25 protein-coding genes and 1 other RNA gene are annotated in these 24,350 nt (G+C 59.7%); 14 read left to right on the top strand and 12 right to left on the bottom strand.

The features are described 5' to 3' along the window. The first annotated feature begins 2 nt into the window (after positions 1-2). Positions 3-2,222, top strand: coding sequence for a polyphosphate kinase 1 (gene ppk1, locus AC3IUA_RS29515; RefSeq protein WP_489358303.1), 2,220 nt, complete (start codon positions 3-5; stop codon positions 2,220-2,222). A gap of 233 nt (positions 2,223-2,455) precedes the next feature. Here ppk1 and ppx read toward each other — a convergent pair whose 3' ends face one another. The 5 genes from ppx to AC3IUA_RS29490 form a co-directional block, all read right to left on the bottom strand. Then, complete coding sequence (gene ppx / locus AC3IUA_RS29510) at positions 2,456-3,958, bottom strand: exopolyphosphatase (RefSeq protein WP_489358302.1); 1,503 nt, start codon at positions 3,956-3,958, stop codon at positions 2,456-2,458. Positions 3,959-4,272: 314 nt separating this feature from the next. Continuing rightward, the gene (locus AC3IUA_RS29505; RefSeq protein WP_489358301.1) at positions 4,273-5,010 is read right to left on the bottom strand and encodes an amino acid ABC transporter ATP-binding protein; all 738 of its coding nucleotides are present in this window, start codon (positions 5,008-5,010) and stop codon (positions 4,273-4,275) included. Next, complete coding sequence (locus AC3IUA_RS29500) at positions 4,997-5,647, bottom strand: amino acid ABC transporter permease (RefSeq protein ID WP_489358300.1); 651 nt, start codon at positions 5,645-5,647, stop codon at positions 4,997-4,999. Before AC3IUA_RS29500 ends, AC3IUA_RS29505 begins: the two co-directional genes overlap by 14 nt. Then, positions 5,644-6,312 (bottom strand): amino acid ABC transporter permease, encoded by a 669-nt coding sequence (locus AC3IUA_RS29495; protein WP_489358299.1) that lies wholly within the window; start codon positions 6,310-6,312, stop codon positions 5,644-5,646. Before AC3IUA_RS29495 ends, AC3IUA_RS29500 begins: the two co-directional genes overlap by 4 nt. A gap of 21 nt (positions 6,313-6,333) precedes the next feature. Beyond that, positions 6,334-7,119, bottom strand: coding sequence for a transporter substrate-binding domain-containing protein (locus AC3IUA_RS29490; protein ID WP_489358298.1), 786 nt, complete (start codon positions 7,117-7,119; stop codon positions 6,334-6,336). A gap of 254 nt (positions 7,120-7,373) precedes the next feature. Here AC3IUA_RS29490 and AC3IUA_RS29485 point away from each other — a divergent pair, with 254 nt between their 5' ends. From AC3IUA_RS29485 to AC3IUA_RS29460, 6 genes are all read left to right on the top strand, one after another. Continuing rightward, the gene (locus tag AC3IUA_RS29485; RefSeq protein ID WP_489358297.1) at positions 7,374-8,081 is read left to right on the top strand and encodes a FadR/GntR family transcriptional regulator; all 708 of its coding nucleotides are present in this window, start codon (positions 7,374-7,376) and stop codon (positions 8,079-8,081) included. Between the two features lie 122 nt (positions 8,082-8,203). Further along, the gene (trxA, locus tag AC3IUA_RS29480; RefSeq protein ID WP_489358295.1) at positions 8,204-8,533 is read left to right on the top strand and encodes a thioredoxin TrxA; all 330 of its coding nucleotides are present in this window, start codon (positions 8,204-8,206) and stop codon (positions 8,531-8,533) included. Between the two features lie 247 nt (positions 8,534-8,780). Next, positions 8,781-10,040 carry a transcription termination factor Rho gene (gene rho, locus AC3IUA_RS29475; RefSeq protein WP_019694195.1) on the top strand — a complete coding sequence of 420 codons (1,260 nt, stop codon included), beginning with the start codon at positions 8,781-8,783 and terminating at the stop codon, positions 10,038-10,040. Positions 10,041-10,183: 143 nt separating this feature from the next. Further along, complete coding sequence (ubiD, locus tag AC3IUA_RS29470) at positions 10,184-11,650, top strand: 4-hydroxy-3-polyprenylbenzoate decarboxylase (protein WP_489358294.1); 1,467 nt, start codon at positions 10,184-10,186, stop codon at positions 11,648-11,650. Then, positions 11,650-12,618, top strand: coding sequence for a CDP-6-deoxy-delta-3,4-glucoseen reductase (locus AC3IUA_RS29465; RefSeq protein WP_489358292.1), 969 nt, complete (start codon positions 11,650-11,652; stop codon positions 12,616-12,618). The genes ubiD and AC3IUA_RS29465 overlap by 1 nt, the downstream gene beginning before the upstream one ends. A gap of 229 nt (positions 12,619-12,847) precedes the next feature. Then, on the top strand, positions 12,848-13,516 hold the full coding sequence (locus tag AC3IUA_RS29460; protein ID WP_489358291.1) for a gamma-glutamylcyclotransferase: 669 nt from the start codon (positions 12,848-12,850) through the stop codon (positions 13,514-13,516). Here the strand turns inward: AC3IUA_RS29460 and glpT are convergent. Beyond that, complete coding sequence (gene glpT / locus AC3IUA_RS29455) at positions 13,492-14,841, bottom strand: glycerol-3-phosphate transporter (RefSeq protein WP_489358290.1); 1,350 nt, start codon at positions 14,839-14,841, stop codon at positions 13,492-13,494. The two genes, AC3IUA_RS29460 and glpT, sit on opposite strands and share 25 nt — an antisense overlap. A 329-nt stretch (positions 14,842-15,170) precedes the next feature. Between glpT and AC3IUA_RS29450 the strand changes: the two genes are divergently transcribed. Further along, on the top strand, positions 15,171-15,788 hold the full coding sequence (locus tag AC3IUA_RS29450) for an energy transducer TonB (protein ID WP_489358289.1): 618 nt from the start codon (positions 15,171-15,173) through the stop codon (positions 15,786-15,788). 69 nt (positions 15,789-15,857) lie between these two features. Here AC3IUA_RS29450 and AC3IUA_RS29445 read toward each other — a convergent pair whose 3' ends face one another. Continuing rightward, on the bottom strand, positions 15,858-16,835 hold the full coding sequence (locus AC3IUA_RS29445) for an NADPH:quinone oxidoreductase family protein (RefSeq protein WP_489358288.1): 978 nt from the start codon (positions 16,833-16,835) through the stop codon (positions 15,858-15,860). A gap of 158 nt (positions 16,836-16,993) precedes the next feature. Here AC3IUA_RS29445 and AC3IUA_RS29440 point away from each other — a divergent pair, with 158 nt between their 5' ends. Then, the gene (locus AC3IUA_RS29440) at positions 16,994-17,401 is read left to right on the top strand and encodes a flagellar basal body-associated protein FliL (protein ID WP_489358287.1); all 408 of its coding nucleotides are present in this window, start codon (positions 16,994-16,996) and stop codon (positions 17,399-17,401) included. Positions 17,402-17,474: 73 nt separating this feature from the next. On the opposite strand, the gene AC3IUA_RS29435 is transcribed toward AC3IUA_RS29440, so the two are convergent. Further along, on the bottom strand, positions 17,475-17,924 hold the full coding sequence (locus AC3IUA_RS29435; protein ID WP_489358286.1) for an EVE domain-containing protein: 450 nt from the start codon (positions 17,922-17,924) through the stop codon (positions 17,475-17,477). Between the two features lie 194 nt (positions 17,925-18,118). Here AC3IUA_RS29435 and AC3IUA_RS29430 point away from each other — a divergent pair, with 194 nt between their 5' ends. Beyond that, positions 18,119-18,265, top strand: a complete 147-nt coding sequence (locus AC3IUA_RS29430) for a hypothetical protein (protein ID WP_489358285.1) — start codon at positions 18,119-18,121, stop codon at positions 18,263-18,265. A 35-nt stretch (positions 18,266-18,300) separates the two neighbouring features. Here AC3IUA_RS29430 and AC3IUA_RS29425 read toward each other — a convergent pair whose 3' ends face one another. From AC3IUA_RS29425 to AC3IUA_RS29410, 4 genes are all read right to left on the bottom strand, one after another. Further along, the gene (locus AC3IUA_RS29425) at positions 18,301-18,906 is read right to left on the bottom strand and encodes a 5-formyltetrahydrofolate cyclo-ligase (protein WP_489358284.1); all 606 of its coding nucleotides are present in this window, start codon (positions 18,904-18,906) and stop codon (positions 18,301-18,303) included. 92 nt (positions 18,907-18,998) lie between these two features. Further along, positions 18,999-19,177: non-coding RNA, 6S RNA (ssrS, locus tag AC3IUA_RS29420), on the bottom strand. A gap of 30 nt (positions 19,178-19,207) precedes the next feature. Further along, positions 19,208-19,525, bottom strand: coding sequence for a cell division protein ZapA (locus AC3IUA_RS29415; protein WP_150806133.1), 318 nt, complete (start codon positions 19,523-19,525; stop codon positions 19,208-19,210). Continuing rightward, positions 19,522-19,731, bottom strand: a complete 210-nt coding sequence (locus AC3IUA_RS29410; RefSeq protein ID WP_489358283.1) for a TIGR02449 family protein — start codon at positions 19,729-19,731, stop codon at positions 19,522-19,524. Before AC3IUA_RS29410 ends, AC3IUA_RS29415 begins: the two co-directional genes overlap by 4 nt. A gap of 183 nt (positions 19,732-19,914) precedes the next feature. Between AC3IUA_RS29410 and AC3IUA_RS29405 the strand changes: the two genes are divergently transcribed. From AC3IUA_RS29405 to AC3IUA_RS29390, 4 genes are all read left to right on the top strand, one after another. Next, positions 19,915-20,469, top strand: coding sequence for a YecA/YgfB family protein (locus AC3IUA_RS29405; RefSeq protein ID WP_489358282.1), 555 nt, complete (start codon positions 19,915-19,917; stop codon positions 20,467-20,469). Positions 20,470-20,496: 27 nt separating this feature from the next. Continuing rightward, positions 20,497-21,831, top strand: a complete 1,335-nt coding sequence (gene pepP, locus AC3IUA_RS29400; RefSeq protein WP_489358281.1) for a Xaa-Pro aminopeptidase — start codon at positions 20,497-20,499, stop codon at positions 21,829-21,831. Beyond that, a complete protein-coding gene (gene ubiH, locus AC3IUA_RS29395) occupies positions 21,828-23,015 on the top strand; it encodes a 2-octaprenyl-6-methoxyphenyl hydroxylase (protein ID WP_489358280.1) in 1,188 nt (395 codons plus the stop codon). Before pepP ends, ubiH begins: the two co-directional genes overlap by 4 nt. 115 nt (positions 23,016-23,130) lie before the next feature. Beyond that, entirely contained in the window at positions 23,131-24,348 is a 1,218-nt protein-coding gene (locus AC3IUA_RS29390) for a 2-octaprenyl-3-methyl-6-methoxy-1,4-benzoquinol hydroxylase (RefSeq protein WP_489362519.1), read from the top strand. Positions 24,349-24,350: the final 2 nt, after the last annotated feature.

Raw genomic sequence — 24,350 nt, 5'->3', positions numbered from 1 at the left:
CGATGAATACCGAAGGACTTCTTGAAGTTGAAGTAACTGACGCTCAACCGGTGGTCGAGCAAATCGTCGAAATCCTGCCGGAGCTGGAAATTCCACCGCCGGCGGTGGTCGAGCCGCAGCCCGCGGCACCGGCGATTGTGGTCCCAAGCCTGGATGACAGTAGCCTGTACATCCATCGCGAGTTGTCGCAACTACAGTTCAACATCCGCGTGCTGGAACAGGCGCTGGATGAGTCCTACCCGTTGCTGGAGCGGCTGAAGTTTTTGCTGATCTTCTCCAGCAACCTGGACGAGTTCTTCGAAATTCGTGTCGCCGGTCTGAAGAAACAGATCACCTTCGCCCGTGAGCAGGCCGGTGCCGATGGCCTGCAACCGCATCAGGCGCTGGCGCGTATCAGCGAGCAGGTACACGGTTACGTCGACCGCCAGTACGCGATCCTCAACGACATTCTGTTGCCGGAGCTGGAGAAGCATCAGGTCCGCTTCATTCGTCGACGCCACTGGACCACTAAACTCAAGACCTGGGTGCGCCGTTATTTCCGCGACGAGATCGCGCCGATCATCACCCCGATCGGTCTGGACCCGACGCACCCGTTCCCGCTGCTGGTGAACAAGAGCCTGAACTTTATCGTCGAGCTCGAAGGCATCGACGCCTTCGGTCGCGATTCCGGTCTGGCGATCATCCCGGCGCCGCGCCTGCTGCCGCGGGTGATCAAGGTTCCGGAAGAGGTCTGCGGTACCGGCGACAACTACGTGTTCCTCTCGTCGATGATCCACGCCCACGCCGATGACCTGTTCCAGGGCATGAGGGTCAAGGGTTGCTACCAGTTCCGGCTGACCCGAAACGCCGATCTGTCAGTCGATACCGAAGATGTAGAAGACCTGGCCCGCGCCCTGCGTGGCGAGTTGTTCTCCCGTCGCTACGGTGACGCGGTGCGTCTGGAGGTGGCTGACACGTGCCCGAAACACCTGTCCGACTACTTGCTCAAACAGTTCAACTTGCATGAGACCGAGTTGTATCAGGTCAACGGCCCGGTCAACCTGACGCGCCTGTTCAGCATCACCAGCCTGGACAGCCATCCAGAGCTGCAATACACGCCGTTCACCCCGCAGATTCCCAAGCTGCTGCAGAACAGCGAGAACATTTTCAGTGTGATCAGCAAGCAGGACATCCTGCTGCTGCACCCGTTCGAGTCCTTCACGCCGGTGGTCGACCTGCTGCGTCAGGCGGCCAAGGATCCCCATGTACTGGCGGTCCGTCAGACCCTGTACCGCAGCGGCGCGAACTCGGAAATCGTCGATGCGTTAGTCGATGCGGCGCGAAACGGCAAAGAGGTCACCGCGGTGATCGAATTGCGCGCGCGCTTCGACGAAGAGTCCAACCTGCAGCTGGCCAGTCGTCTGCAAGCGGCCGGCGCGGTGGTGATCTATGGCGTGGTCGGCTTCAAGACCCACGCCAAGATGATGTTGATTCTGCGTCGCGAAGCCGGGGAGATCGTCCGTTACGCCCACTTGGGGACCGGCAACTACCACGCCGCCAACGCCCGTTTGTACACCGACTACAGCCTGCTGACGTCCGATGACGCGCTATGTGAAGACGTCGGTAAGTTGTTCAGCCAGTTGATCGGCATGGGCAAGATCTTGCGCATGAAGAAGCTGCTGCACGCGCCGTTCACCCTGAAGAAGGGCATGCTCGACATGATTGCCCGGGAAACCCAGTTCGCCCTCGACGGCAAACCGGCGCACATCATCGCCAAGTTCAACTCGCTGACCGATCCGAAAATCATCCGCGCGCTGTACAAGGCCAGTCAGTCCGGAGTGCGTATCGATCTGGTGATACGTGGCATGTGCTGCCTGCGACCGGGTATCGCCGGGGTCTCGCACAACATCCATGTGCGCTCGATCATCGGTCGCTTCCTGGAGCACACGCGGGTGTTCTACTTCCTTAACGGTGGCGAAGAGCAGATGTTCCTGTCCAGCGCCGACTGGATGGAACGCAACCTCGACAAGCGCGTCGAGACCTGCTTCCCGGTCGAGGGCAAGAAGTTGATTCTGCGGGTCAAGAAAGAGCTGGAGCTTTATCTCACCGATAACACTCATAGCTGGAGCCTGCAGGCGGACGGCCGTTACATACGCAACTCGCCGACCGGCAACCAGAACCCGCGCAGTGCCCAGGCAACGCTGCTGGAGCGTTTGGGCAGTCCGATCCTGAGCGTACGCTGAGGCGGGACGCTGTCTTCCGGACAACTCTTCTCGAGGGTTGTCCGGGAAACACAACTTTCAAATGCTGACTGGTCCGTGTAGGAGCTGCCGTAGGCTGCGATCTTTTGATCTTTCCAGCAGACGGCTCGTTGTCTGGATGGACGTCGAGATCAAAAGATCGCAGCCTCGTTTCACTCGACAGCTCCTACGCAGCTCCTACGCAGATCCTGTGGGGTGTTTTTCGGCGTTTTTGGTTAGCGAACGTTCAGCACGAAGCCGACTCGGGTCAGCCACTCCGCTTCCAGCGCGAAGTCGGCCTGAGTCAGCTGGTTCTCGTCCAGCCAGTTTTCCGGGAACAGCACATCCAGGCTGTCGCCAGTGGCATGCAGTGTCACCTGCGGCATCTCCTGGGTGCCGCGGATGTGATGGAACAGAATCGCAAATCGCAGCAATGCGCACAGGCGAATCAGCTTGATGCCGTCATCGCCGAACTCGGCGAACCTGTCCTTGGGAATATTGCGCCGGTGGCCACGCACCAGCAGCGCCAGCATCAGCTGGTCTTCGCGGGAGAAGCCGGCCAGGTCGGAGTGCTCGATCAGGTAGGCGCCGTGTTTGTGGTACTGATAGTGGGCAATGTCCAGCCCGACTTCATGGACCTTGGCCGCCCAGCTCAATAGTTCGCGCCAGACGCCGTCATCCAGATCCCAATCGGTTGCCACCTGATCGAAGGCGTGCAGCGCCTTGCGCTCGACCCGTACCGCCTGGTCCAGATCAACGTGATAACGCTCCATCAGCGAGCTGAGGGTGCGTTCACGGACGTCTTCGTGGTGATGGCGGCCCAGCAGGTCATACAGCACGCCTTCGCGCAGAGCGCCTTCACAGTGGTCCATGCGTTGCAGTTCGAGAGCATCGAAGATCGCTTCGAGAATCGACAGGCCGGCCGGGAAGATGGCCCGGCGGTCGGGCTTGATGCCCTCGAAGTCGATTTTTTCGACATCGCCAAGCTTGAACAGCTTGCGTTTGAGCCAGGACAGGCCTTCGGCATTGACCTCGCCGGTACCGTGCCCGCCGGCTTTCAATGCCAGGCCAATGGCGCGGATGGTTCCCGAGGAGCCGATGGCTTCATCCCAGGTCAGGCGATGCAAGGCGTGTTCGATGCTCATGATCTCCAGCCGCGCCGCGGTGTAAGCCTGGGCGTAGCGGGCCGGGGTGATCTTGCCGTCACGGAAATAGCGCTGGGTATAGCTGACGCAGCCCATTTGCAGGCTTTCGCGCAGCAGCGGTTCAAAGCGCTGGCCGATGATGAATTCGGTACTGCCACCGCCGATGTCGGCCACCAGGCGCTTGCCCGGGGTGTCGGCGAGAGTGTGGGAAACGCCGAGGTAGATCAGTCGGGCTTCTTCACGGCCGGAGATGACTTCTACCGGGTGGCCGAGGATTTCTTCGGCGCGGCGAATGAATTCGGCACGGTTGCGCGCCTCGCGCAGGGCGTTGGTGCCGACGATACGGACCGCGCCCGGGGGCATACCGCTGATCAGTTGAGCGAAACGCTTCAGGCAATCGAGCCCGCGCTGCATGGATTCTTCTGAGAGTTGACGCTCTTCATCGATCCCGGCGGCCAGCTGAACTTTCTCGCCGAGCCGCTCCAGAATACGGATTTCACCGTTCTGGGCCTTGGCCACGACCATGTGGAAGCTGTTGGAGCCCAGGTCGATGGCGGCGATCAGGGACAGATTCTTGGCTTGGGATTGCGGCATGGTTAAGGGGTCTCGGTCGATAACCTTGCCATCCTGCCACGATCAAACGCTGACGCCAACGCGCAGGAGCTGTCGAAGGTTGCGATCTTTTGATTGATCATTCTCCCCGGCGAGCGTGGAAATCGATCAAAACTCTGGCCGAACGCTGCTCCCCTGTGGCGAGGGGGCTTGCCCCCGCTGGAGCGCGAAGCGGTCCTAAAACCGGCAACCTAGGTTTCAAAGACAGGCCTCATCCGCCGGTTTTGCGCCTGCTGCGCAGCCGAGCGGGAGCAAGCTCCCTCGCCACAGGGGTTCCTCGGCAACCCAGGAATAGCTCAACCTGCGGTTTCAGCCGTCCCGATAAAATTCGCCAACTCTGCCGTTTGCGGCCTTGCGAACAACAGTTTCGGATCACCGACCTCATGCACCTTGCCCTGATGCATGAACACCAGCTTGTCTCCCACCTCGCGGGCAAAGCGCATTTCGTGGGTGACCATGATCAGCGTCATGCCGTCCTTGGCCAATTGCCGGACCACGCTGAGCACCTCGTTGACCAATTCCGGGTCCAGGGCCGAGGTGATTTCGTCGCAGAGCAAGACTTTCGGTGACATGGCCAGCGCCCGGGCAATGGCCACGCGCTGCTGTTGGCCGCCGGACAAACGATCGGGGAAGGCTTCGAACTTTTCTCCGAGGCCTACCCGCTCTAGCATCTGTCGCGCCAGTTCGGCAGCCTTGGTCTTAGGTACTTTTTGCACCACCTGTGGCGCGAGCATGACGTTTTCACCGACGGTCAGGTGCGGGAACAGGTTGAACTGTTGAAACACCATCCCGACCTTCTGCCGCAGGCTGCGCAAATCGGCACGAGCGGCGTCCAGGTATTCGCCATCGACTTCAATCACCCCGTCGTTGATCGATTCCAGGCCGTTCAAGGTTCGCAGCAGGGTGCTTTTGCCCGAGCCGCTGCGGCCGATGATCGCCACCACCTGGCCTTCCTCGACGCTGAGGTCGATGCCTTTGAGCACATGGTGCTCGCCGTAGTATTTATGCAGGGCGGTAATTCTAAGCAGAGGCATGCAGTTTCCTTTCCAGGTAGCGCGCACTAAGGGACAGGGGGTAGCAGAGCAGGAAGTAACCGAGCGCCACCAGGCCGTAGACCATGAAAGGCTCGAAGGTCGCATTGGCGAGCATGCCTCCGGTCTTGGTCAGTTCGGTGAAGCCGATGATCGACGTCACCGCAGTGCCTTTGACCACTTGCACCGAGAAACCCACGGTAGGTGCCACGGCAATGCGTAGCGCTTGCGGCAGGATCACGTAACGCAGTTGTTCCAGGGGATTGAGCGCCAGGCTCGAGGAGGCTTCCCACTGGCCATGGGGAATCGATTCGACGCAGCCGCGCCAGATCTCCGCCAGGTAGGCGCTGGTGAACAGCGTCAGGGCAATCGCTGCCGCCAGCCAGGGCGAGATATCCAATCCCAGCAGCGCCACGCCGAAGAACACCAGAAACAGCTGCATCAACAGGGGTGTGCCCTGGAACAGCTCGATGTAGGTGCGAGCTAACGCCCGAGGGAACGCCTTGTCGGAAATTCGCAGGGTCATGATCAGCAAGCCGATCAGTCCGCCACCGATGAACGCCACCAGCGACAGCGCGAGGGTCCATTGCAGACCGGTGAGCAGGTTGCGCACGACGTCCAGCAAAGTGAAATCGTTCATTGGCTGCTCCGGGCGATGTAGCGCCGACCGACCCAGTTCAGCAGTTGGCGGATCATCAGCGCCATGCACAGGTACACCAGTGTGGTCAGGGCGTAGGTTTCGAACGCGCGGAAGTTGCGCGACTGAATGAAGTTGGCGGCGAAGCTCAGTTCCTCGGTGGCGATCTGCGAACATACCGCCGAGCCGAGCATGACGATGATGATCTGGCTGCTCAGTGCCGGCCAGACCTTGCCCAGCGCCGGTAGCAGCACCACATGGCGAAAGGCTTCGAAGCGGCTCATCGCCAGCGCGGCTGCCGCTTCCAGCTGTCCGCGTGGAATCGCTTGAATTCCCGCTCGAATGATCTCCGTGGAATAGGCACCAAGGTTGATCACCATCGCCAGCACGGCGGCCTGCCATTCGGAAATCTGCACGCCGAGGGAGGGCAGGCCAAAGAAAATGAAAAACAGCTGCACCAGAAACGGCGTGTTGCGGATCAACTCGACATACACCCCGAAAATGGCGGCGAACGGCTTGATCTGCCAGGCCCGAACCACTGCGCCGACGATTCCCAGGCTGATCCCGAGTGCTGCGCCGATGGCTGTCAGCTCAAGGGTGAACAGCGCTCCGCGCAGCAATAGCCCGGTGTTTTCCAGCACCGGTAAAAAATCGAATTGATAAGCCATGGCTAACCTCCCTGACAGCGATCAGAGATCGGCCGGCAACGGCTGCTTGAGCCACCGCTGCGAATGTTTTTCCAGGCTGCCGTCGGTTTTGGCGGTGGCCAGAATCTGATTCACCTTCTCCAGCAGCGCCGGCTCGTTCTTGTTCACGCCGATGTAGACCGGCGAGTCCTTGAGTTTCACTTTCAAGGCGGGAATGCGCTTGGGGTTACGTTCGCTGATGGTGACCATCACCACGTTGCCGCTGGCGATCAGGTCCACCTGGCCGGCGAGGTAGGCGGCGATGGTCGAGTTGTTGTCTTCGAAGCGCTTGATGGTCACGCCTTGGGGGGCCACGGCAGTCAGCTCGATGTCTTCGATGGCGCCGCGGGTGACACTGATGGTTTTGCCTTTGAGGTCGTCCAGGTTATTGATGGCTGCATCGGGCGGGCCGAACACCGCGAGATAAAAGGGTGCGTAAGCGTGGGAGAAGTCGATGACTTTTTCGCGATCAGGGTTTTTGCCGAGGCTGGAGATCACCAGATCAACCTTGCCGGTGGTCAGGAACGGAATCCGGTTGGTGCTGTTGACCGGGGTCAGCTCAAGTTTGACCTTGAGTTGCTCGGCGAGCAGCGCAGCGGTGTCGATGTCCAGGCCACGGGGCTTCATGTCCGGCCCGACCGAGCCGAAGGGCGGGAAATCCTGGGGCACTGCGACCTTTAGGGTGCCGCGCTTGACCACCTCTTCCAGGCCATCGGCATAGGCGGGAGCCTGGCTCAGCATCAGGCTGGCCAACAGGGCAGTGAGTAGGGCGCTGCAACGCTTGGTCATGGCAATTCTCCGAATCCAGGGAAGTGATTTCTGAGTTCGGACTTTGCACAGCCCATGCCAGTTGCCGCGAAATGCGCTGGCGAGCAGGGTTTGTCTGGAGTTAAGCGGTCTTACTGGTCTGAACAGTTGTAGCGCTTTTCGCGCCGTTAAGGAGCATCGACCGACAGGCTTGAACCTGCTTGGGGCGTGACTTGCCGTGAAGCGCCAATAGCTTTACAACTAGCCGGTCAATGGCCTGATTCTCTGAAAAAACCATGAATTCTATCTCCCGCGCCGTACCCGAAGTGGCCCTGCAAGCCATTCGAAAACTGATCACCGAACAAGGCTTCGGCCCAGGGGACGTGCTGCCCTCGCAGCGGGATCTGGCGTTGCAGCTGGGTGTCAGTCGGGCGTCGTTGCGTGAGGCTTTATCGTCCTTGAGCGCGCTGGGGGTGATCACAGTACAGCCGGGCAAAGGCGTGTTCGTGCAGTCGCTGATCGACCTGCCCCGCAGCGAATCGGCTGGCTCCTGGCCTTTCGCAGCCCAGGCCTCACCGGTGGACATCTTCCAGTTGCGTTATGCCCTGGAGGGTTTTGCCGCGGGGCTGGCGGCGGTGACGCTGACAGCGGATGAACTGGATGCCCTGGAGGACAATGTCGAGGCAATGCGTAAGAAACTGCTGGCCGAGGATTTCGACGCCGCGGCGCGTCTGGATTTCGAGTTTCACCGCACCCTCTTGCTGGCCAGCGGCAATCAAGCGATGTCGAGCATCCTCAGTACCAGCGCCGAGCTGTTTCTGGAGAGTCAGAAGCTACCGTTCATCCGGCCCGAGCGGGCCATGGAAACCTGGCAGGAACACCGCAAGATCCTCCGGGCCTTGGCGCGCCGGGCGTCCGGCGCTGCGCAGAAGGCCATGCAAGGGCATGTGCGTAACGCTGCCCTGCGCACCGGGATTGCCATCGTGACTCCCGCAGCGTCCTGAGTTGAGCTATACACAAACTCGTGCGCCACCATAGTGAGAGTCAATCACCTGCGGCTTCCTGAACGCGGGAAGGGCGGCTATGATGGGCAACGTTTTTTTCGCTTACAACCCCGGAGACATCCATGAGCAGCGATCTTATCAAGCACGTCACCGACGCTAGCTTCGAGCAGGAAGTACTGAAAGCCGACGGCCCTGTGCTGGTCGATTACTGGGCTGAATGGTGCGGTCCTTGCAAAATGATCGCCCCGGTTCTGGACGAAATCGCTAGCACCTACGCTGGCAAACTGACCGTCGCCAAGCTGAACATCGACGAAAACCAGGAAACTCCGGCCAAGCATGGCGTGCGTGGTATTCCTACGCTGATGCTGTTCAAGAACGGTAACGTCGAAGCCACCAAGGTCGGCGCGCTGTCGAAGTCGCAACTGGCTGCCTTCCTCGACGCCAACATCTAAGCGTCGTTGTTATGGCGTCATGAAAAAGCCCCGCAAATTGCGGGGCTTTTTCATGAGAGAGGGCTAGACGCTCTGAAACTCAGGTGGTACATTCGGCCCCGCACTGGTTTCTCCTTTGCCCCCTGCAAGCCGTCGCCGACGCTCTCCTTTTCGATTAGTACGCGATCCTGTCGCCTTCTCTGCGGCGCGGCCTCATTAAGCCAAAAGCTTAATTTCCCCCCTCCATAAATGATTACGTCATTCCTATATGAATCTGACTGAACTCAAGCAAAAGCCGATTACCGAACTGCTCGAATTGGCCGAACAGATGGGCATAGAAAATATGGCCCGTTCGCGCAAGCAGGACGTGATTTTCTCCCTGCTCAAAAAGCACGCTAAAAGCGGTGAGGAAATCTCCGGTGATGGCGTGCTGGAGATTCTCCAGGACGGCTTCGGCTTCCTCCGCTCTGCTGACGCTTCCTATCTTGCCGGCCCAGACGATATCTACGTCTCGCCGAGCCAGATCCGTCGCTTCAACTTGCGCACCGGTGACACCATCGTTGGCAAGATCCGCCCTCCAAAGGAAGGCGAGCGTTATTTCGCCCTGCTGAAGGTCGACACGATCAACTACGATCGTCCCGAGAACGCGAAAAACAAGATTCTCTTCGAGAACCTGACCCCGCTGTTCCCGACCGTGCGGATGAAAATGGAAGCCGGCAACGGTTCCACCGAAGACCTCACCGGCCGTGTGATCGACCTGTGTGCACCGATCGGTAAAGGCCAGCGCGGCCTGATCGTTGCTCCGCCGAAAGCCGGTAAAACGATCATGCTGCAAAACATCGCAGCGAACATCGCCCGGAACAACCCGGAAGTTCACCTGATCGTTCTGCTGATCGACGAGCGTCCGGAAGAAGTGACCGAAATGCAGCGCACCGTGCGCGGCGAAGTGGTTGCCTCGACGTTCGACGAGCCGCCAACCCGCCACGTGCAGGTTGCCGAAATGGTGATCGAAAAGGCCAAGCGCCTGGTCGAACACAAGAAAGACGTGGTGATCCTGCTCGACTCCATCACCCGTCTGGCTCGTGCCTACAACACCGTTATCCCGAGCTCCGGCAAGGTCCTTACCGGTGGTGTCGATGCTCACGCCCTGGAGAAACCTAAACGTTTCTTCGGCGCTGCGCGAAACATCGAAGAAGGCGGCTCGCTGACCATCATCGCCACCGCGCTGGTTGAAACCGGCTCGAAGATGGACGAAGTGATCTACGAAGAATTCAAAGGCACCGGCAACATGGAACTGCCTCTGGATCGCAAGATCGCTGAAAAACGCGTGTTCCCGGCGATCAACATCAACCGCTCCGGCACCCGCCGTGAAGAGTTGCTGACCGCTGACGACGAGTTGCAGCGCATGTGGATCCTGCGCAAGCTGCTGCACCCGATGGACGAAGTCGCGGCCATCGAGTTCCTGGTCGACAAGCTCAAGCAGACCAAGACCAACGATGAATTCTTCCTGTCGATGAAACGCAAGTAAATCGCAGAAAGTCAGCAAAAGCCGGGGAGACCCGGCTTTTTGCTGTCTGATTATTCATGATCCGGGCAGGTCACTATTCTGAACCGGTGGGTTCGGCGCTAAACTCATGCCCCCGAACGCCACGGCCAAAACGAGGCTCATGCATGCAGTATCGCGACTTGCGCGACTTTATCAGCGGTCTGGAACAGCGCGGTGAACTCAAGCGCATCCAGGTACCGGTGTCCCCAGTGCTGGAAATGACCGAGGTCTGCGACCGCACCTTGCGCGCCAAAGGTCCGGCCCTGCTGTTCGAAAAGCCAACGGGTTATGACATTCCGGTACTCGGCAACCTGTTCGGTACACCCCACCGTGTTGCCTTGGGCATGGGCGCCGAAGCGGTCAGCGAGCTGCGGGAAATCGGCAAGCTGCTGGCCTTCCTGAAAGAGCCGGAGCCGCCGAAAGGCTTGAAGGATGCCTGGTCGAAGCTGCCGATCTTTCGCAAGATCATTGCCATGGCGCCGAAGGTTGTCAAAGACGCGGTCTGCCAGGAAGTGGTCATCGAAGGGGATGACGTCGATCTGGCCATGTTGCCAGTGCAGACCTGCTGGCCAGGCGATGTCGGCCCGCTGATCACCTGGGGCCTGACAGTCACCAAAGGCCCGAACAAGGACCGGCAGAATCTCGGCATTTATCGCCAGCAGGTCATAGGGCGCAACAAAGTCATCATGCGCTGGTTGAGCCATCGTGGCGGCGCGCTGGACTACCGTGAGTGGTGCGAGAAGCATCCGGGCCAGCCATTCCCGGTTTCCGTGGCGCTGGGGGCGGATCCTGCGACCATTCTCGGTGCGGTCACGCCGGTGCCGGACAGCCTCTCGGAGTACGCCTTCGCGGGTCTGCTGCGCGGCAACCGTACCGAGCTGGTGAAGTGCCGTGGCAACGACCTGCAAGTCCCGGCGACCGCCGAGATCATTCTGGAAGGCGTGATCCACCCTGGCGAGATGGCTGACGAAGGTCCGTATGGTGACCACACCGGCTACTACAACGAAGTCGACAGCTTCCCGGTGTTCACCGTCGAGCGCATCACCCATCGAATCAAACCGATCTACCACAGCACCTACACAGGTCGTCCACCGGATGAGCCGGCGATTCTTGGCGTGGCGCTGAACGAAGTGTTCGTGCCGATCCTGCAGAAGCAGTTCCCCGAGATCACCGACTTCTACTTGCCACCGGAAGGTTGCTCGTACCGCATGGCCATCGTCACCATGAAGAAGCAGTATCCTGGCCATGCGAAGCGGGTAATGCTCGGTGTCTGGTCGTTTTTGCGACAGTTCATGTACACCAAGTTCGTTATTGTCACTGATGACGATATCAACGCCCGCGACTGGAACGACGTGATCTGGGCTATCACCACGCGCATGGACCCCAAGCGCGATACGGTGATGATCGACAACACGCCGATCGACTACCTCGACTTCGCTTCGCCGGTTTCCGGCCTGGGGTCGAAGATGGGGCTCGATGCCACGCATAAATGGCCCGGTGAGACCACTCGCGAGTGGGGCCGGGTTATCGTCAAGGATGAGGCGGTCACCCGCCGGGTCGATGCCATCTGGAATCAGTTAGGAATAGATTGATGCGTGTAACCTTGCAGCCGTCCGGAGCAGTGCTTGAGATATTGCCCGGCGAGCGGATTCTCGATGCGGCACGGCGCCTGGGCTATGAATGCCCGCAGAGCTGCCGCAATGGCAATTGCCATGTGTGTGGTGCGCTGCTGGTTGAAGGGCGGGTCGAACAGGCTGGTGATGTTCGTGATCACGGCGAGTTCTACACTTGCATAGCAGAGCCGCTGGAAGACTGCATCGTGCTGTGGGATGGCGTGCTCGCGCTGGGAGAATTGCCGGTGCGCAGTTTCTCGTGTCAGATCACTCAATGCATTGAAGTCGGCGGTGATACCTGGCGGGTTCGACTACGGGCGCCCGCCGGCAAGCCGCCGCGCTATCACGCCGGCCAGTACCTGATGATCGAACGTGAGAATGGCGAAAAATCCGCTTTCTCGCTGGCCTCCGCGCCGCATTCCGGACGGGATCTGGAAATCCACGTGCTGGCGCGCGAAAGCAGTGCGCTGAGTCTGATCGAGCAGCTGCAGCGCAACGCCATGGTGCGGATCGAGATGCCGTTTGGCGATACGCACCTGGCTGAACTGCCGGACGGCCCATTGGTGCTGATCGCCGCTGGCACCGGGATGGGACAGATCCATAGCCTGATAGAGCATTGCCGGTCCGAGGGCTTCAAACACCCGGTGCATCTGTATTGGGGCGTACGGCGGCCGGAAGATTTCTATGAAATCGAGCACTGGGATGAGTGGGATAGGTTGCCCAATCTGTTCCTGCACAAAGTCGTCAGCGATCTGTGTGGCTGGGAAGGGCGTTGCGGCATGTTGCATGAGGCGGTCTGCGAGGACATCGACGATCTGAAGTCGGTGCATGTGTATGCCAGCGGCTCGCCGGCTATGGTCTATGGCACCCTGGACGCGTTGGTCAACGCTGGAATGGATGCGCATCAGATGCGCGCGGATGTCTTTGCATACGCGCCTCGATCTTGATCCGCGATTTTGATCCGCAATCTTGATTCAGCTCGGTCGCCAATGCCCATATAACTCCTTATATAGCCCATCGGTATTTATCCACAAAGGATAAATACCGTTAGGGTATATGCAGTCGTTCGCGAAGTGATTGGCACTCAACTTGCGTTGAAATCTATGTGCCTCAGGGTTACAGCGGCGCGTTCTATTAAGTAACTCTTATTACGCGAGGAGCTGAACGCTATTCGCCATGACAGCCATCGAACCTGCTTTTTTGCATCCGCCTTACCCGCCGCGGCTCGATCTGGGACCGCAGCTCACTCACGAACAGTTAATGAGCTCGATGCAGGCCACCATGCGCCGGCACAAGGGGGGGGCGGTCTGGTTGTTTGCCTACGGCTCATTGATCTGGCGTCCTGAATGCTCGGCGGTCGAACGGGTACGCGGGCGCGTGCATGGTTATCACCGTGGCTTGTACCTGTGGTCTCATGAGCACCGCGGCACTCCGGAAATGCCAGGGCTGGTATTCGGTCTGGATCGTGGCGGCTCTTGCAGTGGCTTCGCCTATCGATTGCCGGAAGATCAGCTGGACGTGTCGCTCTACGCCCTGTGGCAGCGCGAGATGCCTTTCCCGTCCTATCGCCCACACTGGCTCAACTGCCGTCTCGAGGACGGAAGTCAGGTTCAGGCCTTGGGATTTGTGTTGGAACGGCACCTGCCCAGCTATGCCGGCAATTTGCCGGATCATGTGCTGAGCCAGGTGTTCGAAAGCGCTAGCGGACGTTATGGCACCACCCGCGATTATGTCGAGCAGACCGCCAGCGCCCTGCGTAGTCACGCCATGCCAGACCGGAATCTGGAGGCGCGGCTCAAACGCTGCAAATCAACGGCGGATCAGGCGATCGCTTCGCGGCTCTGACTGGCGATTTGCTTGTGCCACAAGGTCGGCGCCAGGAAGGCCATGGCCAACAGGCAGGCACTGACCAGCAGCACAAATCCGCCATCCCAGCCAAAATGGTCCACGGTGTAGCCCATGGCTGCACTGGCCGCGACGGAACCACCCAGATAACCGAACAGGCCGGTGAAGCCGGCAGCGGTACCCGCGGCTTTCTTCGGTGCCAGCTCCAAAGCCTGCAGGCCGATCAACATTACCGGGCCGTAGATCAGGAAGCCGATGGAGAACAGCGCGATCATGTCGACCATTGGATTGCCCGCCGGGTTGAGCCAGTACACCAGGGTTGCCACAGTCACCAGCGCCATGAACACCATGCCGGTCAGGCCGCGGTTGCCACGGAAAACCTTGTCCGACATCCAGCCGCACAGCAGCGTGCCGGGGATCCCTGCCCATTCGTAGAAGAAGTAGGCCCAGGAAGTTTTATCCACGGTGAAGCCTTTGGCTTCCTTGAGGTAGGTCGGCGCCCAGTCCAGCACGCCATAGCGCAGCAAGTAGACAAAGACGTTGGCCATGGCGATGTACCAGAGCATTTTGTTGCGCAGCACGTATTTGACGAAGATGTCCTTGGCGCTGAATTCGTCTTCGTGGCTGGCATCGTAGCCTTCCGGATAATCGTTCTTGTACTTCTCGATTGGCGGCAGGCCGACCGATTGCGGGGTGTCGCGCATGGTAATAAAAGCGAACACTGCCACCAGCAAGGCGACGGCCGCCGGCACATAAAACGCCGCATGCCAGTCGTTGAACAAGCCCATGCCGAGCAAGAACAGCGGGCCGATCAGCCCGCCGCCGACGTTATGCGCAACGTTCCATACCGACACCACGCCGCCGCGTTCCTTCTGCGACCACCAGTGCACCATGGTTCGGCCACTCGGTGGCCAGCCCATGCCCTGAGCCCAGCCGTTGATGAATAACAGAATAAACATCATGGTCACGCTGGACGTTGCCCAAGGCGCGAACCCGAAAACAAACATCACCCCGGACGATACCAACAAGCCGAATGGCAGGAAGTAGCGCGGGTTGGACCGGTCGGACACCAGGCCCATGAGGAACTTGGACAAGCCGTAGGCGATGGCAATCGCCGACATCGCCAGCCCCAGCTGGCCACGGGTATAGCCTTCATCGATCAGGTACGGCATGGCCAGGGAGAAGTTCTTGCGCAGCAGGTAATAACCCGCATAGCCGATGAAAATCCCGGCGAAGATCTGCCAGCGCAAGCGGCGGTAGGTGCTGTCTATTTTTTCTTCAGGCAATGGAGCCTGATGTGCGGCAGGACGAAAGAAAGCAAACATTCAAAGGCTCCAGATTTCTTGTTTTGACTGCGGATGCGAATGTTACAGTTTCGTTACCGAAAATAGCACCGCTTATCATCCGCGAAACAATGGAAATCAGGGGGATTGCATGTTCTTTTACGAACATGTCGCTCAGGTGTAAGAGGAGGGCAGTGTAGGAAGTGTTACCACTCTGTCGGTTTTAGAAGGCTTAAGGGCAGCAAGGGGTTTGCCGTTGGGAAATTTCCTTCACTCAAATGAGAAGCCATGGCATTTGCTGTATCGCCATGCGGCTTTAACCTTTACCACCGCTGCCAGGTTTGGCAGCAAAGGCGCGAAGGGTGGCGGTTATGCAGGGTTGGCTTGGGTTTGTTTTAGGATTTTGTATTTTTATCGATAGCGCGGCGGCGGAGGTTTTCCTGATTCCAGAGCACACCCCCAAGCCGGATTATCCTGCAGAGTTGTTCAGGAAAGGCGTCACGGGTGTCGTCCGGGTTGCGTTCACCGCCAATGCCGATGGCTCCATCAGCAAGGTGAAGACGCTGGAGAACTCTCATCCACAACTGGCCGAGGCCGCCTTGGCCGCCGTGAGCCAGTGGCGCTTCAGGCCGTGGACGGTCGATAGCGACAACCCCGCCGAAGTGGAGGTTGTCGCGCCGATGGATTTTCGACTCGACCTGGATTTACCCATTCACTTCAACAAATCGATCAAGAAGTGGAAATGCCGAGACTTTAGTGAGGCCGCGCTTCATTACCCGGAGTCATCGTGGGTCGATATGCCTGCGTTCCATTACACCCGAGCGTATCTGTCGAACGCGTTTCACTCGACGCAATTACCGGATGCAGAACGTCTGGCATTGATCGCCCGGCTGAATAAAAGTGTTCCGACAATTGTGAGGCGTTGCAGCACCAGTCCTACCTCCAGATATGTGCGTTTCCTGCCGGAGGAAATCCGCAAATTGCTGTAGTGGTGGTCTATGAAAAGCGTTACCGCGGTCTGAACGACGTCATCGAACGTTCAGACCGTTTGCGCAAATTCAGCGTACTTGCACCACCACCTTCCCGACCGCCTTGCGCTGGCCGAGAACATTGATGGCTTGGGCCGCTTCAACCAACGGATACACCTGCGACACCAGCGGCTTCAACTTGCCCTCTGCAAACCACCCAAACAATTGCTGGAAGTTCGCTGTGTTGTCCTGGGGCTGGCGCTGGGCGAACGAACCCCAGAACACGCCGACTACCGCTGCACCTTTGAGCAACGCCAGGTTGACCGGCAGTTCCGGGATGCGCCCGCTGGCGAAACCGACCACCAGCAGGCGACCGTTCCAGGCGATGGCGCGGATGGCCTGGTCGAACAGGTCGCCGCCGACCGGGTCGTAGATCACGTCGGCGCCCTGGCCGTCGGTGAGACGTTTGATCTCGTCTTTCAGACTGATTTCGCTGTAGTTGATCAGCTCATCGGCCCCGGCGGCCTTGGCCACGGCGAGCTTCTCGGCGCTGCTGGCGGCAGCGATAACCCGGGCGCCCATGGCTTTGCCGATTTCCACGGCGGCCAGACCGACTCCTCCGCAAGCGCCGAGCACCAGCAGGGTTTCACCGGGTTGCAGATTGCCGCGTTGTTTCAGCGCGTGCATCGAGGTGCCGTAGGTCATGCTGAATGCGGCGGCGGTGTTGAAGTCCATGGCCGCGGGAATCGGCAACACGTTATAGCCGGGCACTGCGACCTGTTCGGCAAAGCTGCCCCAGCCGGTGAGCGCCATCACCCGATCGCCGACCTTGAGGTGGCTGACCTTTTCGCCCACCGCGCTGACCACGCCAGCCGCTTCACCGCCGGGGGAAAACGGGAAGGGCGGCTTGAACTGGTACTTGCCCTCGATAATCAGCGTGTCGGGGAAATTCACCCCGGCGGCATGCACGTCCAGCAGGATCTCGTTCTTCTTCGCTTGAGGACTGGCGACTTCTTCCAGCACCAGCGATTCGGCAGGGCCGAAGGCTTTGCACAGCACGGCTTTCATCGGGGCTATTCCTTTGGGAGTGGTGGCCGATAAGTGTAGGTGTGTGAGTCAAGCGGTCAACGAGCATGCCCCGCCCTGATAGCCAGCCATAAGCTTTGTGCTTGGGCTCGCGCAGGCCGATAGCTATGCTATGGCGCAAACCGGATAAGGAGCGAACTGTGAAAGCGTGGACCATGTTGATGCTGGCCCTGTCTCTGCCAATGGCAGCGATGGCCGAAGAAGCCAAAGAGGCGACGGTACCGAAAGTCAGCTACATCAACCTGAGCCCGCCCTTCGTTGGGAACTATGGCCTGGATGGCAGCCCGAAACTCAAGGTGTTCAAGGCCGATGTGGCCTTGCGGGTGACCGGTGATGAGGCGGCCCAGGCGGTAAAGGCCAATCAACCCTTGATCCGCAATCAGTTGGTGGCGCTGTTTTCCCAGCAAACCACCGAGGCCATGAGTAACGTCGAAGCCAAGGAAAAGCTCCGCCAGGAAGCCTTGAAGCAGACCCAGCAGGTGATGAGCGACGAAACCGGCAAGCCGATGGTCGAGGATCTGTTGTTCAATAACCTGATTATTCAATAGGGTTTTCAGTGTCTGGGCGGACGCTATCGCGAGCTTGCTCGCGATGAGGCCAGTACAAGCAGCCGAGTACTTTCTAGCGCAACGCCAAAACCGCCGCCCATTGCTCGCCTGTCACCGGCATCACTGACAGCCGACTGCCTTTGTGTACAAGAGGCAACTCGGCCAGCGCGGTTTGCTGTTTCAGGTAACCCAGCCCAAGCACTTTAGGGAAGGTTTCGACATGGGCGACGTTTATCGCGCTCCACGGATTCTTCTCTGCGTTGGCTTTCGGATCGAAATACACGCTTTCCGGTTCCAGTGCGGTCGGGTCCGGATAAGCTGCCTGGGCAATGCGCCCGATGCCGGCAATACCCGGCTCGGGGCAGCTGGAGTGATAGAAGAAAAACTCATCGCCTGTCGCCATGGCCCGCAGAAAGTTGCGTGCCTGGTAATTGCGCACACCGTCCCAGCGCGCTTCCCCGAGGGCCTCCAGGTCCTTGATCGAGAGTTCTTCCGGCTCGGATTTCATTAGCCAATAGGCCATCGTTTTTGCTCCTGGAGGGGGAGTGGACAGGTTGTCCGGCAATTTTATGACAAACCGACAGTCGGTTGACGCCAGCATTTGCGTGTCGGTTCACGTTACCGCAGAATGCCGGCCTTCTTAGCTTGACGCTGCTGCACGGCCTATAAAAAACCGCTGCTGTCATCGCGTGTGATTTGCCTGAAGGGGGGCAATCGATGAAACGCAAACCGGATTTACTATGGATTTTGGTTATTTTGTTCGGTTTGGGCGTCGTGACCACGGGTTATGCGCAGAGTCTGTGGTCGCCCCAGATCGAGGCACCGATTGCCGTAGCGACGCAGCAGCAACCCATCAAGCATTGACAGTGATTACCGGACGCCGCTGACTCCAGTGGCGTCTACCCGGCGAAATACCACTGCTTATCCGTGACCGTTCCTTGCAGCGGTACATCCCAGCTCGCCTGATCCAGTCTTGCGACTTTCTGACATTCATGGGCCAGTCCCAGTAGCGTCGGCTTGCGCCAGGTTTTGCGGCGCGCCAGATAGGCCAGGCTGCGGTCGTAGAAGCCACCGCCCATGCCCAGACGACCACCGGCGTCATCAAAACCCACCAGCGGTAACAACACCAGATCCAGCGCCCAGACCTTGCGTTGCCGGGCTGTGTTGAATCGTGGCTCGGGAATGCCGAAGCGGTTGGGCCGAAACTTGTCTCCGGGACGAATACGCTGGAACACCATCCTGGTGCTCGGCCAGGCGCTGAGCACCGGCAGGTAGGTAATCTTGCCCCGACGCTGCGCCGCACGCAGCAACAGACCCGGATCGATTTCACCGTCGTTGGGTAGATACAGCGATATGTGTCTGGCCCGGCGAAACAGCGGGTGCTGTGCCAGTTGGCGGTAAAGTCCGCGGGCCGCTTCGCGTTGTTCGCAAGGCGTCAGCGCCCGACGGGCTTTGCGCAGCATGCTGCGAAGTTGCGGGCGGGAAAGCGGCGCAGGTTCGGTCATGGCTGTGGGCTGATCAGAATCGAGCGCGGCAGGGTGGCGTACTCGTTAAAAGCCATTGCCAGTTTGCAGAAACTGGCAATGGGCAGGAATTCAGGCTCCCCGGATGAACCGCTGTCGACTTAGCCCTTGAACCCGAAAGTTCAAGGTGGAAGATGCAGTAGGCCTTAAGGCTTTCCGTCTAGCGGACATGCACACCGGCCCAACGTGCAACCTCCAGGGTAGTGCGAATCGGCTCAGGGACATCGCCAACTGGCAAGCACCCCAGGGAGTGGCGCGAGTATACCGCAACCACCCACAGGAATCAGCCCTTGGTGACATCCGTATCAGTGGCGAGCACCAAATCGACACGTTCCAGCAGGTCACGTACCTGCTCGCGGGTCGAACCGCTGGCCTGCACCTCCGAGCGTTCCTGGTTATGCAGCAGGTCATGGGTGATGTTCAGCGCAGCCATCACCGCAATGCGATCGGCGCCGATGACTTTGCCGCTGCTGCGGATTTCGCGCATCTTTCCGTCCAGATAGCGGGCGGCGCTCACCAGATTGCTGCGCTCTTCCTGGGGGCAGATGATCGAATACTCTTTGTCGAGGATCTGCACGGTAACGCTATTGTTTGAACTCATGAGTCTTGCTCCAGGGCCTTGAGGCGCGAAATCATGGATTCGACCTTACGCCGGGCGATTTCGTTCTTTTCAATGAGGTGCGCACGCTCCTCGCGCCAGGACTTTTCCTGAGCTAATAAGAGTGCGTTCTGGGTCTTTAGTTGCTCGACCCTGGTAATTAGCAGTTCGAGTCTGGCCATCAGCGCTTGCAGGTCGGTGTCTTCCATTGGGTTCCACTGGATTTGTCTGATGAATGGCACTGGCTAGGGCCGTTGACGCGAGGTAACGAACCACGTGTCAACAGACCCTAGGCAAACGAGTTGGCGCCCTCGATAGTCTTGGCGCGTCTGCCGATGCTACGATACAAGGCCTTCATTCTAGACATTGCGCCGCTTGGCGCCTAGCAGCCCATGCCCATTCAGAATTCTCCGTATCACGCCTTCGCCACCCTGCTCAACACCAGCGGCCATCCTGTCTCGCCTGCCGAATTGCATGGCCTGTTGCTGGGGCGCAGCTGCGCCGGCGCCGGTTTTGAAGCCGACAGCTGGCTGGCGGATGCTGCCGAACTGCTTGAAGGCGAGCCACAAGACAACGTCCGCAACGCCTTGATCGGCCTGCAGGAGATGGTCAAAGGCGAACTGACCAGTGACGACATGACCGTTGTGCTGCTGTTGCCATCCGATGACGCGCCGCTGGCCGAGCGTGCCGAGGCCCTCGGCCAGTGGTGCCAGGGTTTCCTCGCCGGCTTCGGTCTGACCTACCGTGACAATGCCTTGAGCGCTGAAGCCACGGAAGTCTTGCAGGATCTCGCGGCCATTGCCCAAGTGCAAGACGCCCTGGAAGAATCCGACGACGGTGAAAGTGACTACATGGAAGTCATGGAGTATCTGCGAGTCGCGCCATTGCTGCTGTTCACCGAGATCAAAAAAACGGTTGAACCGGTTGCCAAGCCTTCACTGCACTAATTGTTTGCCAGGGAAATCCATCTGCCCATGATTCATATCCCGAAATCGGAATACAGCCGGCGCCGCAAGGCGCTGATGGCGCAGATGGAACCCAACAGCATCGCGATTCTGCCAGCCGCGGCCGTGGCGATTCGCAACCGTGATGTCGAGCACGTCTACCGTCAGGACAGCGATTTCCAGTACCTCAGCGGTTTCCCCGAACCTCAGGCAGTGCTGGTCCTGATGCCAGGGCGTGTACATGGCGAATACCTGCTGTTCTGCCGTGAGCGCAACGCCGAACGTGAGTTATGGGACGGCTTGCGCGCCGGGCAGGAAGGCGCGATCCGCGACTTCGGCGCCGATGACGCCTTTCCGATCACTGACATCGACGACATCCTGCCGGGCCTGATCGAAGGCCGCGACCGGGTCTATTCGGCCATGGGCAGCAATCCCGAATTCGACCGCCACCTGATGGACTGGATCAATGTAATCCGCTCTAAAGCGCACCTCGGCGCCCAGCCACCGAACGAATTCGTTGCTCTGGATCATCTGCTGCATGACATGCGTCTGTATAAATCGGCGGCAGAAGTGAAGGTGATGCGCGAAGCCGCGCGGATTTCTGCTCAGGCGCATGTTCGGGCGATGCAGGCCAGCCGTGCCGGGTTGTTTGAGTTCAGCCTGGAAGCGGAGCTGGACTACGAGTTCCGAAAGGGCGGGGCGAAAATGCCGGCGTATGGCTCGATCGTTGCCTCGGGGCGCAACAGTTGCATCCTGCATTATCAGCAGAACGATGCCCTGCTCAAGGATGGCGATCTGGTGTTGATCGATGCCGGCTGCGAGATCGACTGCTACGCCAGTGATATCACCCGGACCTGGCCGGTCAGCGGCAAGTTTTCCCCTGAGCAGAAGACGATCTACGAGTTGGTGCTGGCTGCCCAGGAGGCCGCGTTTGCCCAAATCGCTCCGAACAAGCACTGGAACCAGGCCCATGAAGCCACGGTTCGGGTAATTACCGCGGGCCTGGTGGACCTTGGTTTGTTGCAGGGTGACGTCGACGAGCTGATCGCCAGCGAAGCCTACAAGGCGTTTTACATGCATCGCGCCGGTCACTGGCTGGGGATGGATGTGCATGACGTCGGCGAGTACAAGGTCGGCGGCGAATGGCGGGTGCTGGAAGTCGGCATGGCGCTGACGGTCGAGCCGGGCATCTACATTGCGCCGGACAATCAGAATGTAGCGAAGAAATGGCGCGGCATTGGCGTGCGCATCGAGGATGACGTGGTGGTGACCAGACAAGGCTGTGAAATTCTGACCAAAGGCGTGCCCAAAACGGTGGCCGAGATTGAAGCCCTGATGGCGGCTGCCCGGGTTCAGGCGGCATGAGTCGAGTCAATCTGGCAATCATCGGTGGCGGCCTGGTCGGCGCCAGTCTGGCGTTGGCCTTGCAGGCGGGAGCCAAAGCCCGCGGCTGGAAGATCGTGCTGATCGAACCTTTTGCGCCCGGCGACAGCTTTCAACCGAGTTATGACGCCCGCTCCTCGGCACTGTCATACGGCGCCCGGCAAATTTATCAACGGTTGGGCCTGTGGCAGGAAATTTCCCGGCGTGCCGAGCCGATCAAACAGATCCATGTCTCCGATCGCGGGCGGTTTTCCACCGCGCGGTTGTCAGCCATGGAGGAGGGCGTTCCGGCGCTCGGTTATGTGGTGGAAAACGCCTGGCTCGGCCAATGCCTCTGGCAAGGTCTGGACAAGGACGTGATCAGTTGGCACTGCCCTGCCGAAGTCACGGGAATGGAGCCACTTGAAGATGGCTACCGCCTGACCCTCAATGATGAAACCACCCTCGACTGCGATCTGGCCGTTTTAGCCGATGGCGGCCGTTCGGGGCTGCGCGAGCAACTGGGGATCGGTGTCAAACAGCGTCCGTACAACCAGAGCGCGCTGATCGCCAACATTACTCCGAGCGAGTCCCATAACGGCGTGGCGTTCGAACGCTTTACCGATGACGGGCCGATGGCCTTGCTGCCACTTCCGGATAACCGCTGTGCGCTGGTCTGGACTCGCATCGGCATGGACGCCAAGCGTCTGGCGAGCCTGGATGAACGCAGCTTTCTCAGCGAGTTGCAGGGCGTTTTCGGCTATCGCCTGGGTACCCTCAAACAGGTTGGCGCGCGGCACCTTTATCCATTGACGCTGGTGGAGGCCGAAGAACAGGTTCGCCCACATCTGACGATTCTGGGCAATGCCGCCCACAGCCTGCATCCGATCGCCGGCCAGGGTTACAACTTGTCGCTGCGTGATGCCCAGGCATTGGCCGATGCCTTGCTGGCCAGCGAGAGCGCGCCGGGCGACTTCGCGACCTTGCAGGCCTATCGGGAGCGGCAGCGGCTGGATCAGCAACTGACTATCGGCTTCTCCGATCAGGTCACCCGCTTGTTTGGCAGCTCTCAACCGTTGGTCGCTCTGGGCCGGAATATCGGTTTGCTCGGCCTCGACCTGCTGCCCCCGGCCAAACGCTGGTTCGCCCGACAGGCCATGGGCCTGGGCACCCGTCCCGGTGCATGAGTGGCTAACCCACGGTTTCGAGATTGGTGACAGCGGCGACACGCGGGTGGCGCGGCTCGATAAACCCCTTTACGTGCGGCTCAAGCCGCAAGCGAGACAGGCTTAAAGCATGGAAATGCGCGCAGATCTGCTGATTGTCGGGGCCGGAATGGTCGGGAGCGCTTTGGCGTTGGCGCTGCAAAACAGCGGGCTGGAGGTGCTGCTGCTCGATGGCAGCCCGTTGAGCGTCAAACCCTTTGATGCGCAGGCGCCCTTCGAGCCGCGAGTGAGTGCCTTGTCGGCAGCCAGCCAACGGATCCTCGAGCGTCTGGGCGTCTGGGACGGTATCGTTGAACGACGCACCAGCCCCTATACCGAAATGCAGGTCTGGGACGGCAGCGGCACGGGGCAGATCCACTTCTCGGCGGCCAGTGTGCACGCCGAAGTACTCGGGCATATCGTCGAGAACCGCGTGGTGCAGGATGCCTTGCTCGAGCGTTTGCACGACTGCGATATGGGCTTGCTGGCCAATGCGCGACTGGAGCAGATGCGTCGCTCCGGGGACGACTGGCTGCTGACCCTGGCCGATGGCCGGATGTTGCGTGCACCTTTGGTGATCGCGGCGGATGGCGCCAACTCGGCAGTGCGCCGCCTGACCGGTTGCGCGACCCGCGAGTGGGATTATCTGCATCACGCCATCGTCACCAGCGTGCGCAGTGCTCAGCCCCATCAAATGACGGCCTGGCAGCGCTTTACCGACAACGGTCCGCTGGCCTTCCTGCCGCTGGAACGCGACGGCCGGCACGACTGGTGCTCGATCGTCTGGTCGACCACCCCGGCTGAAGCCGAACGCCTGATGGCGCTGGACGATGAAACCTTCTGTCGCGAGCTGGAGCGAGACTTCGAAGGTCGTTTGGGCACGGTGTTGAGCACTGACCCACGGCTCTGTGTGCCGCTGCGTCAGCGTCATGCCAAGCGCTATGTGGCCGAAGGCCTGGCGCTGATCGGCGACGCGGCCCACACCATTCACCCGTTGGCCGGGCAGGGGGTCAACCTCGGCTTCCTTGATGCCGCGGTACTGGCCGAAGTGCTGCTGCAAGCGGCCAGCCGCGGCGAGCGCCTGGCGGATGTCAAAGTGCTCAGCCGTTACGAGCGCCGACGCATGCCCCACAATCTGGCGCTGATGGCGGCGATGGAAGGGCTGGAGCGATTGTTCCAGGCCGATCCTTTGCCACTGCGCTGGTTGCGCAACACTGGCTTGAAGATGGTCGATCAGATGCCTGAAGCCAAGGCGCTGTTCGTGCGTCAAGCGCTAGGGTTGACCGGAGATTTGCCGGAGCTGGCCAAGGCGTAGGA

The organism is Pseudomonas sp. KH_050 (genome assembly GCF_057838875.1).
Note: the sequence above shows the minus strand (reverse complement) of the source record. Positions and strands in the feature narration are given on the sequence as shown.

Excerpts from the sequence above, each read along its gene's own strand:
- ppk1 (WP_489358303.1), top strand. The coding sequence starts at position 3 with ATGAATACCGAAGGACTTCTTGAAGTTGAAGTAACTGACGCTCAACCG.
- ppx (WP_489358302.1), bottom strand. The coding sequence starts at position 3,958 with ATGCCGCAATCCCAAGCCAAGAATCTGTCCCTGATCGCCGCCATCGAC.
- AC3IUA_RS29505 (WP_489358301.1), bottom strand. The coding sequence starts at position 5,010 with ATGCCTCTGCTTAGAATTACCGCCCTGCATAAATACTACGGCGAGCAC.
- AC3IUA_RS29500 (WP_489358300.1), bottom strand. The coding sequence starts at position 5,647 with ATGAACGATTTCACTTTGCTGGACGTCGTGCGCAACCTGCTCACCGGT.
- AC3IUA_RS29495 (WP_489358299.1), bottom strand. The coding sequence starts at position 6,312 with ATGGCTTATCAATTCGATTTTTTACCGGTGCTGGAAAACACCGGGCTA.
- AC3IUA_RS29490 (WP_489358298.1), bottom strand. The coding sequence starts at position 7,119 with ATGACCAAGCGTTGCAGCGCCCTACTCACTGCCCTGTTGGCCAGCCTG.
- AC3IUA_RS29485 (WP_489358297.1), top strand. The coding sequence starts at position 7,374 with ATGAATTCTATCTCCCGCGCCGTACCCGAAGTGGCCCTGCAAGCCATT.
- trxA (WP_489358295.1), top strand. The coding sequence starts at position 8,204 with ATGAGCAGCGATCTTATCAAGCACGTCACCGACGCTAGCTTCGAGCAG.
- rho (WP_019694195.1), top strand. The coding sequence starts at position 8,781 with ATGAATCTGACTGAACTCAAGCAAAAGCCGATTACCGAACTGCTCGAA.
- ubiD (WP_489358294.1), top strand. The coding sequence starts at position 10,184 with ATGCAGTATCGCGACTTGCGCGACTTTATCAGCGGTCTGGAACAGCGC.
- AC3IUA_RS29465 (WP_489358292.1), top strand. The coding sequence starts at position 11,650 with ATGCGTGTAACCTTGCAGCCGTCCGGAGCAGTGCTTGAGATATTGCCC.
- AC3IUA_RS29460 (WP_489358291.1), top strand. The coding sequence starts at position 12,848 with ATGACAGCCATCGAACCTGCTTTTTTGCATCCGCCTTACCCGCCGCGG.
- glpT (WP_489358290.1), bottom strand. The coding sequence starts at position 14,841 with ATGTTTGCTTTCTTTCGTCCTGCCGCACATCAGGCTCCATTGCCTGAA.
- AC3IUA_RS29450 (WP_489358289.1), top strand. The coding sequence starts at position 15,171 with ATGCAGGGTTGGCTTGGGTTTGTTTTAGGATTTTGTATTTTTATCGAT.
- AC3IUA_RS29445 (WP_489358288.1), bottom strand. The coding sequence starts at position 16,835 with ATGAAAGCCGTGCTGTGCAAAGCCTTCGGCCCTGCCGAATCGCTGGTG.
- AC3IUA_RS29435 (WP_489358286.1), bottom strand. The coding sequence starts at position 17,924 with ATGGCCTATTGGCTAATGAAATCCGAGCCGGAAGAACTCTCGATCAAG.
- AC3IUA_RS29430 (WP_489358285.1), top strand. The coding sequence starts at position 18,119 with ATGAAACGCAAACCGGATTTACTATGGATTTTGGTTATTTTGTTCGGT.
- AC3IUA_RS29425 (WP_489358284.1), bottom strand. The coding sequence starts at position 18,906 with ATGACCGAACCTGCGCCGCTTTCCCGCCCGCAACTTCGCAGCATGCTG.
- AC3IUA_RS29415 (WP_150806133.1), bottom strand. The coding sequence starts at position 19,525 with ATGAGTTCAAACAATAGCGTTACCGTGCAGATCCTCGACAAAGAGTAT.
- AC3IUA_RS29410 (WP_489358283.1), bottom strand. The coding sequence starts at position 19,731 with ATGGAAGACACCGACCTGCAAGCGCTGATGGCCAGACTCGAACTGCTA.
- AC3IUA_RS29405 (WP_489358282.1), top strand. The coding sequence starts at position 19,915 with ATGCCCATTCAGAATTCTCCGTATCACGCCTTCGCCACCCTGCTCAAC.
- pepP (WP_489358281.1), top strand. The coding sequence starts at position 20,497 with ATGATTCATATCCCGAAATCGGAATACAGCCGGCGCCGCAAGGCGCTG.
- ubiH (WP_489358280.1), top strand. The coding sequence starts at position 21,828 with ATGAGTCGAGTCAATCTGGCAATCATCGGTGGCGGCCTGGTCGGCGCC.
- AC3IUA_RS29390 (WP_489362519.1), top strand. The coding sequence starts at position 23,131 with ATGCGCGCAGATCTGCTGATTGTCGGGGCCGGAATGGTCGGGAGCGCT.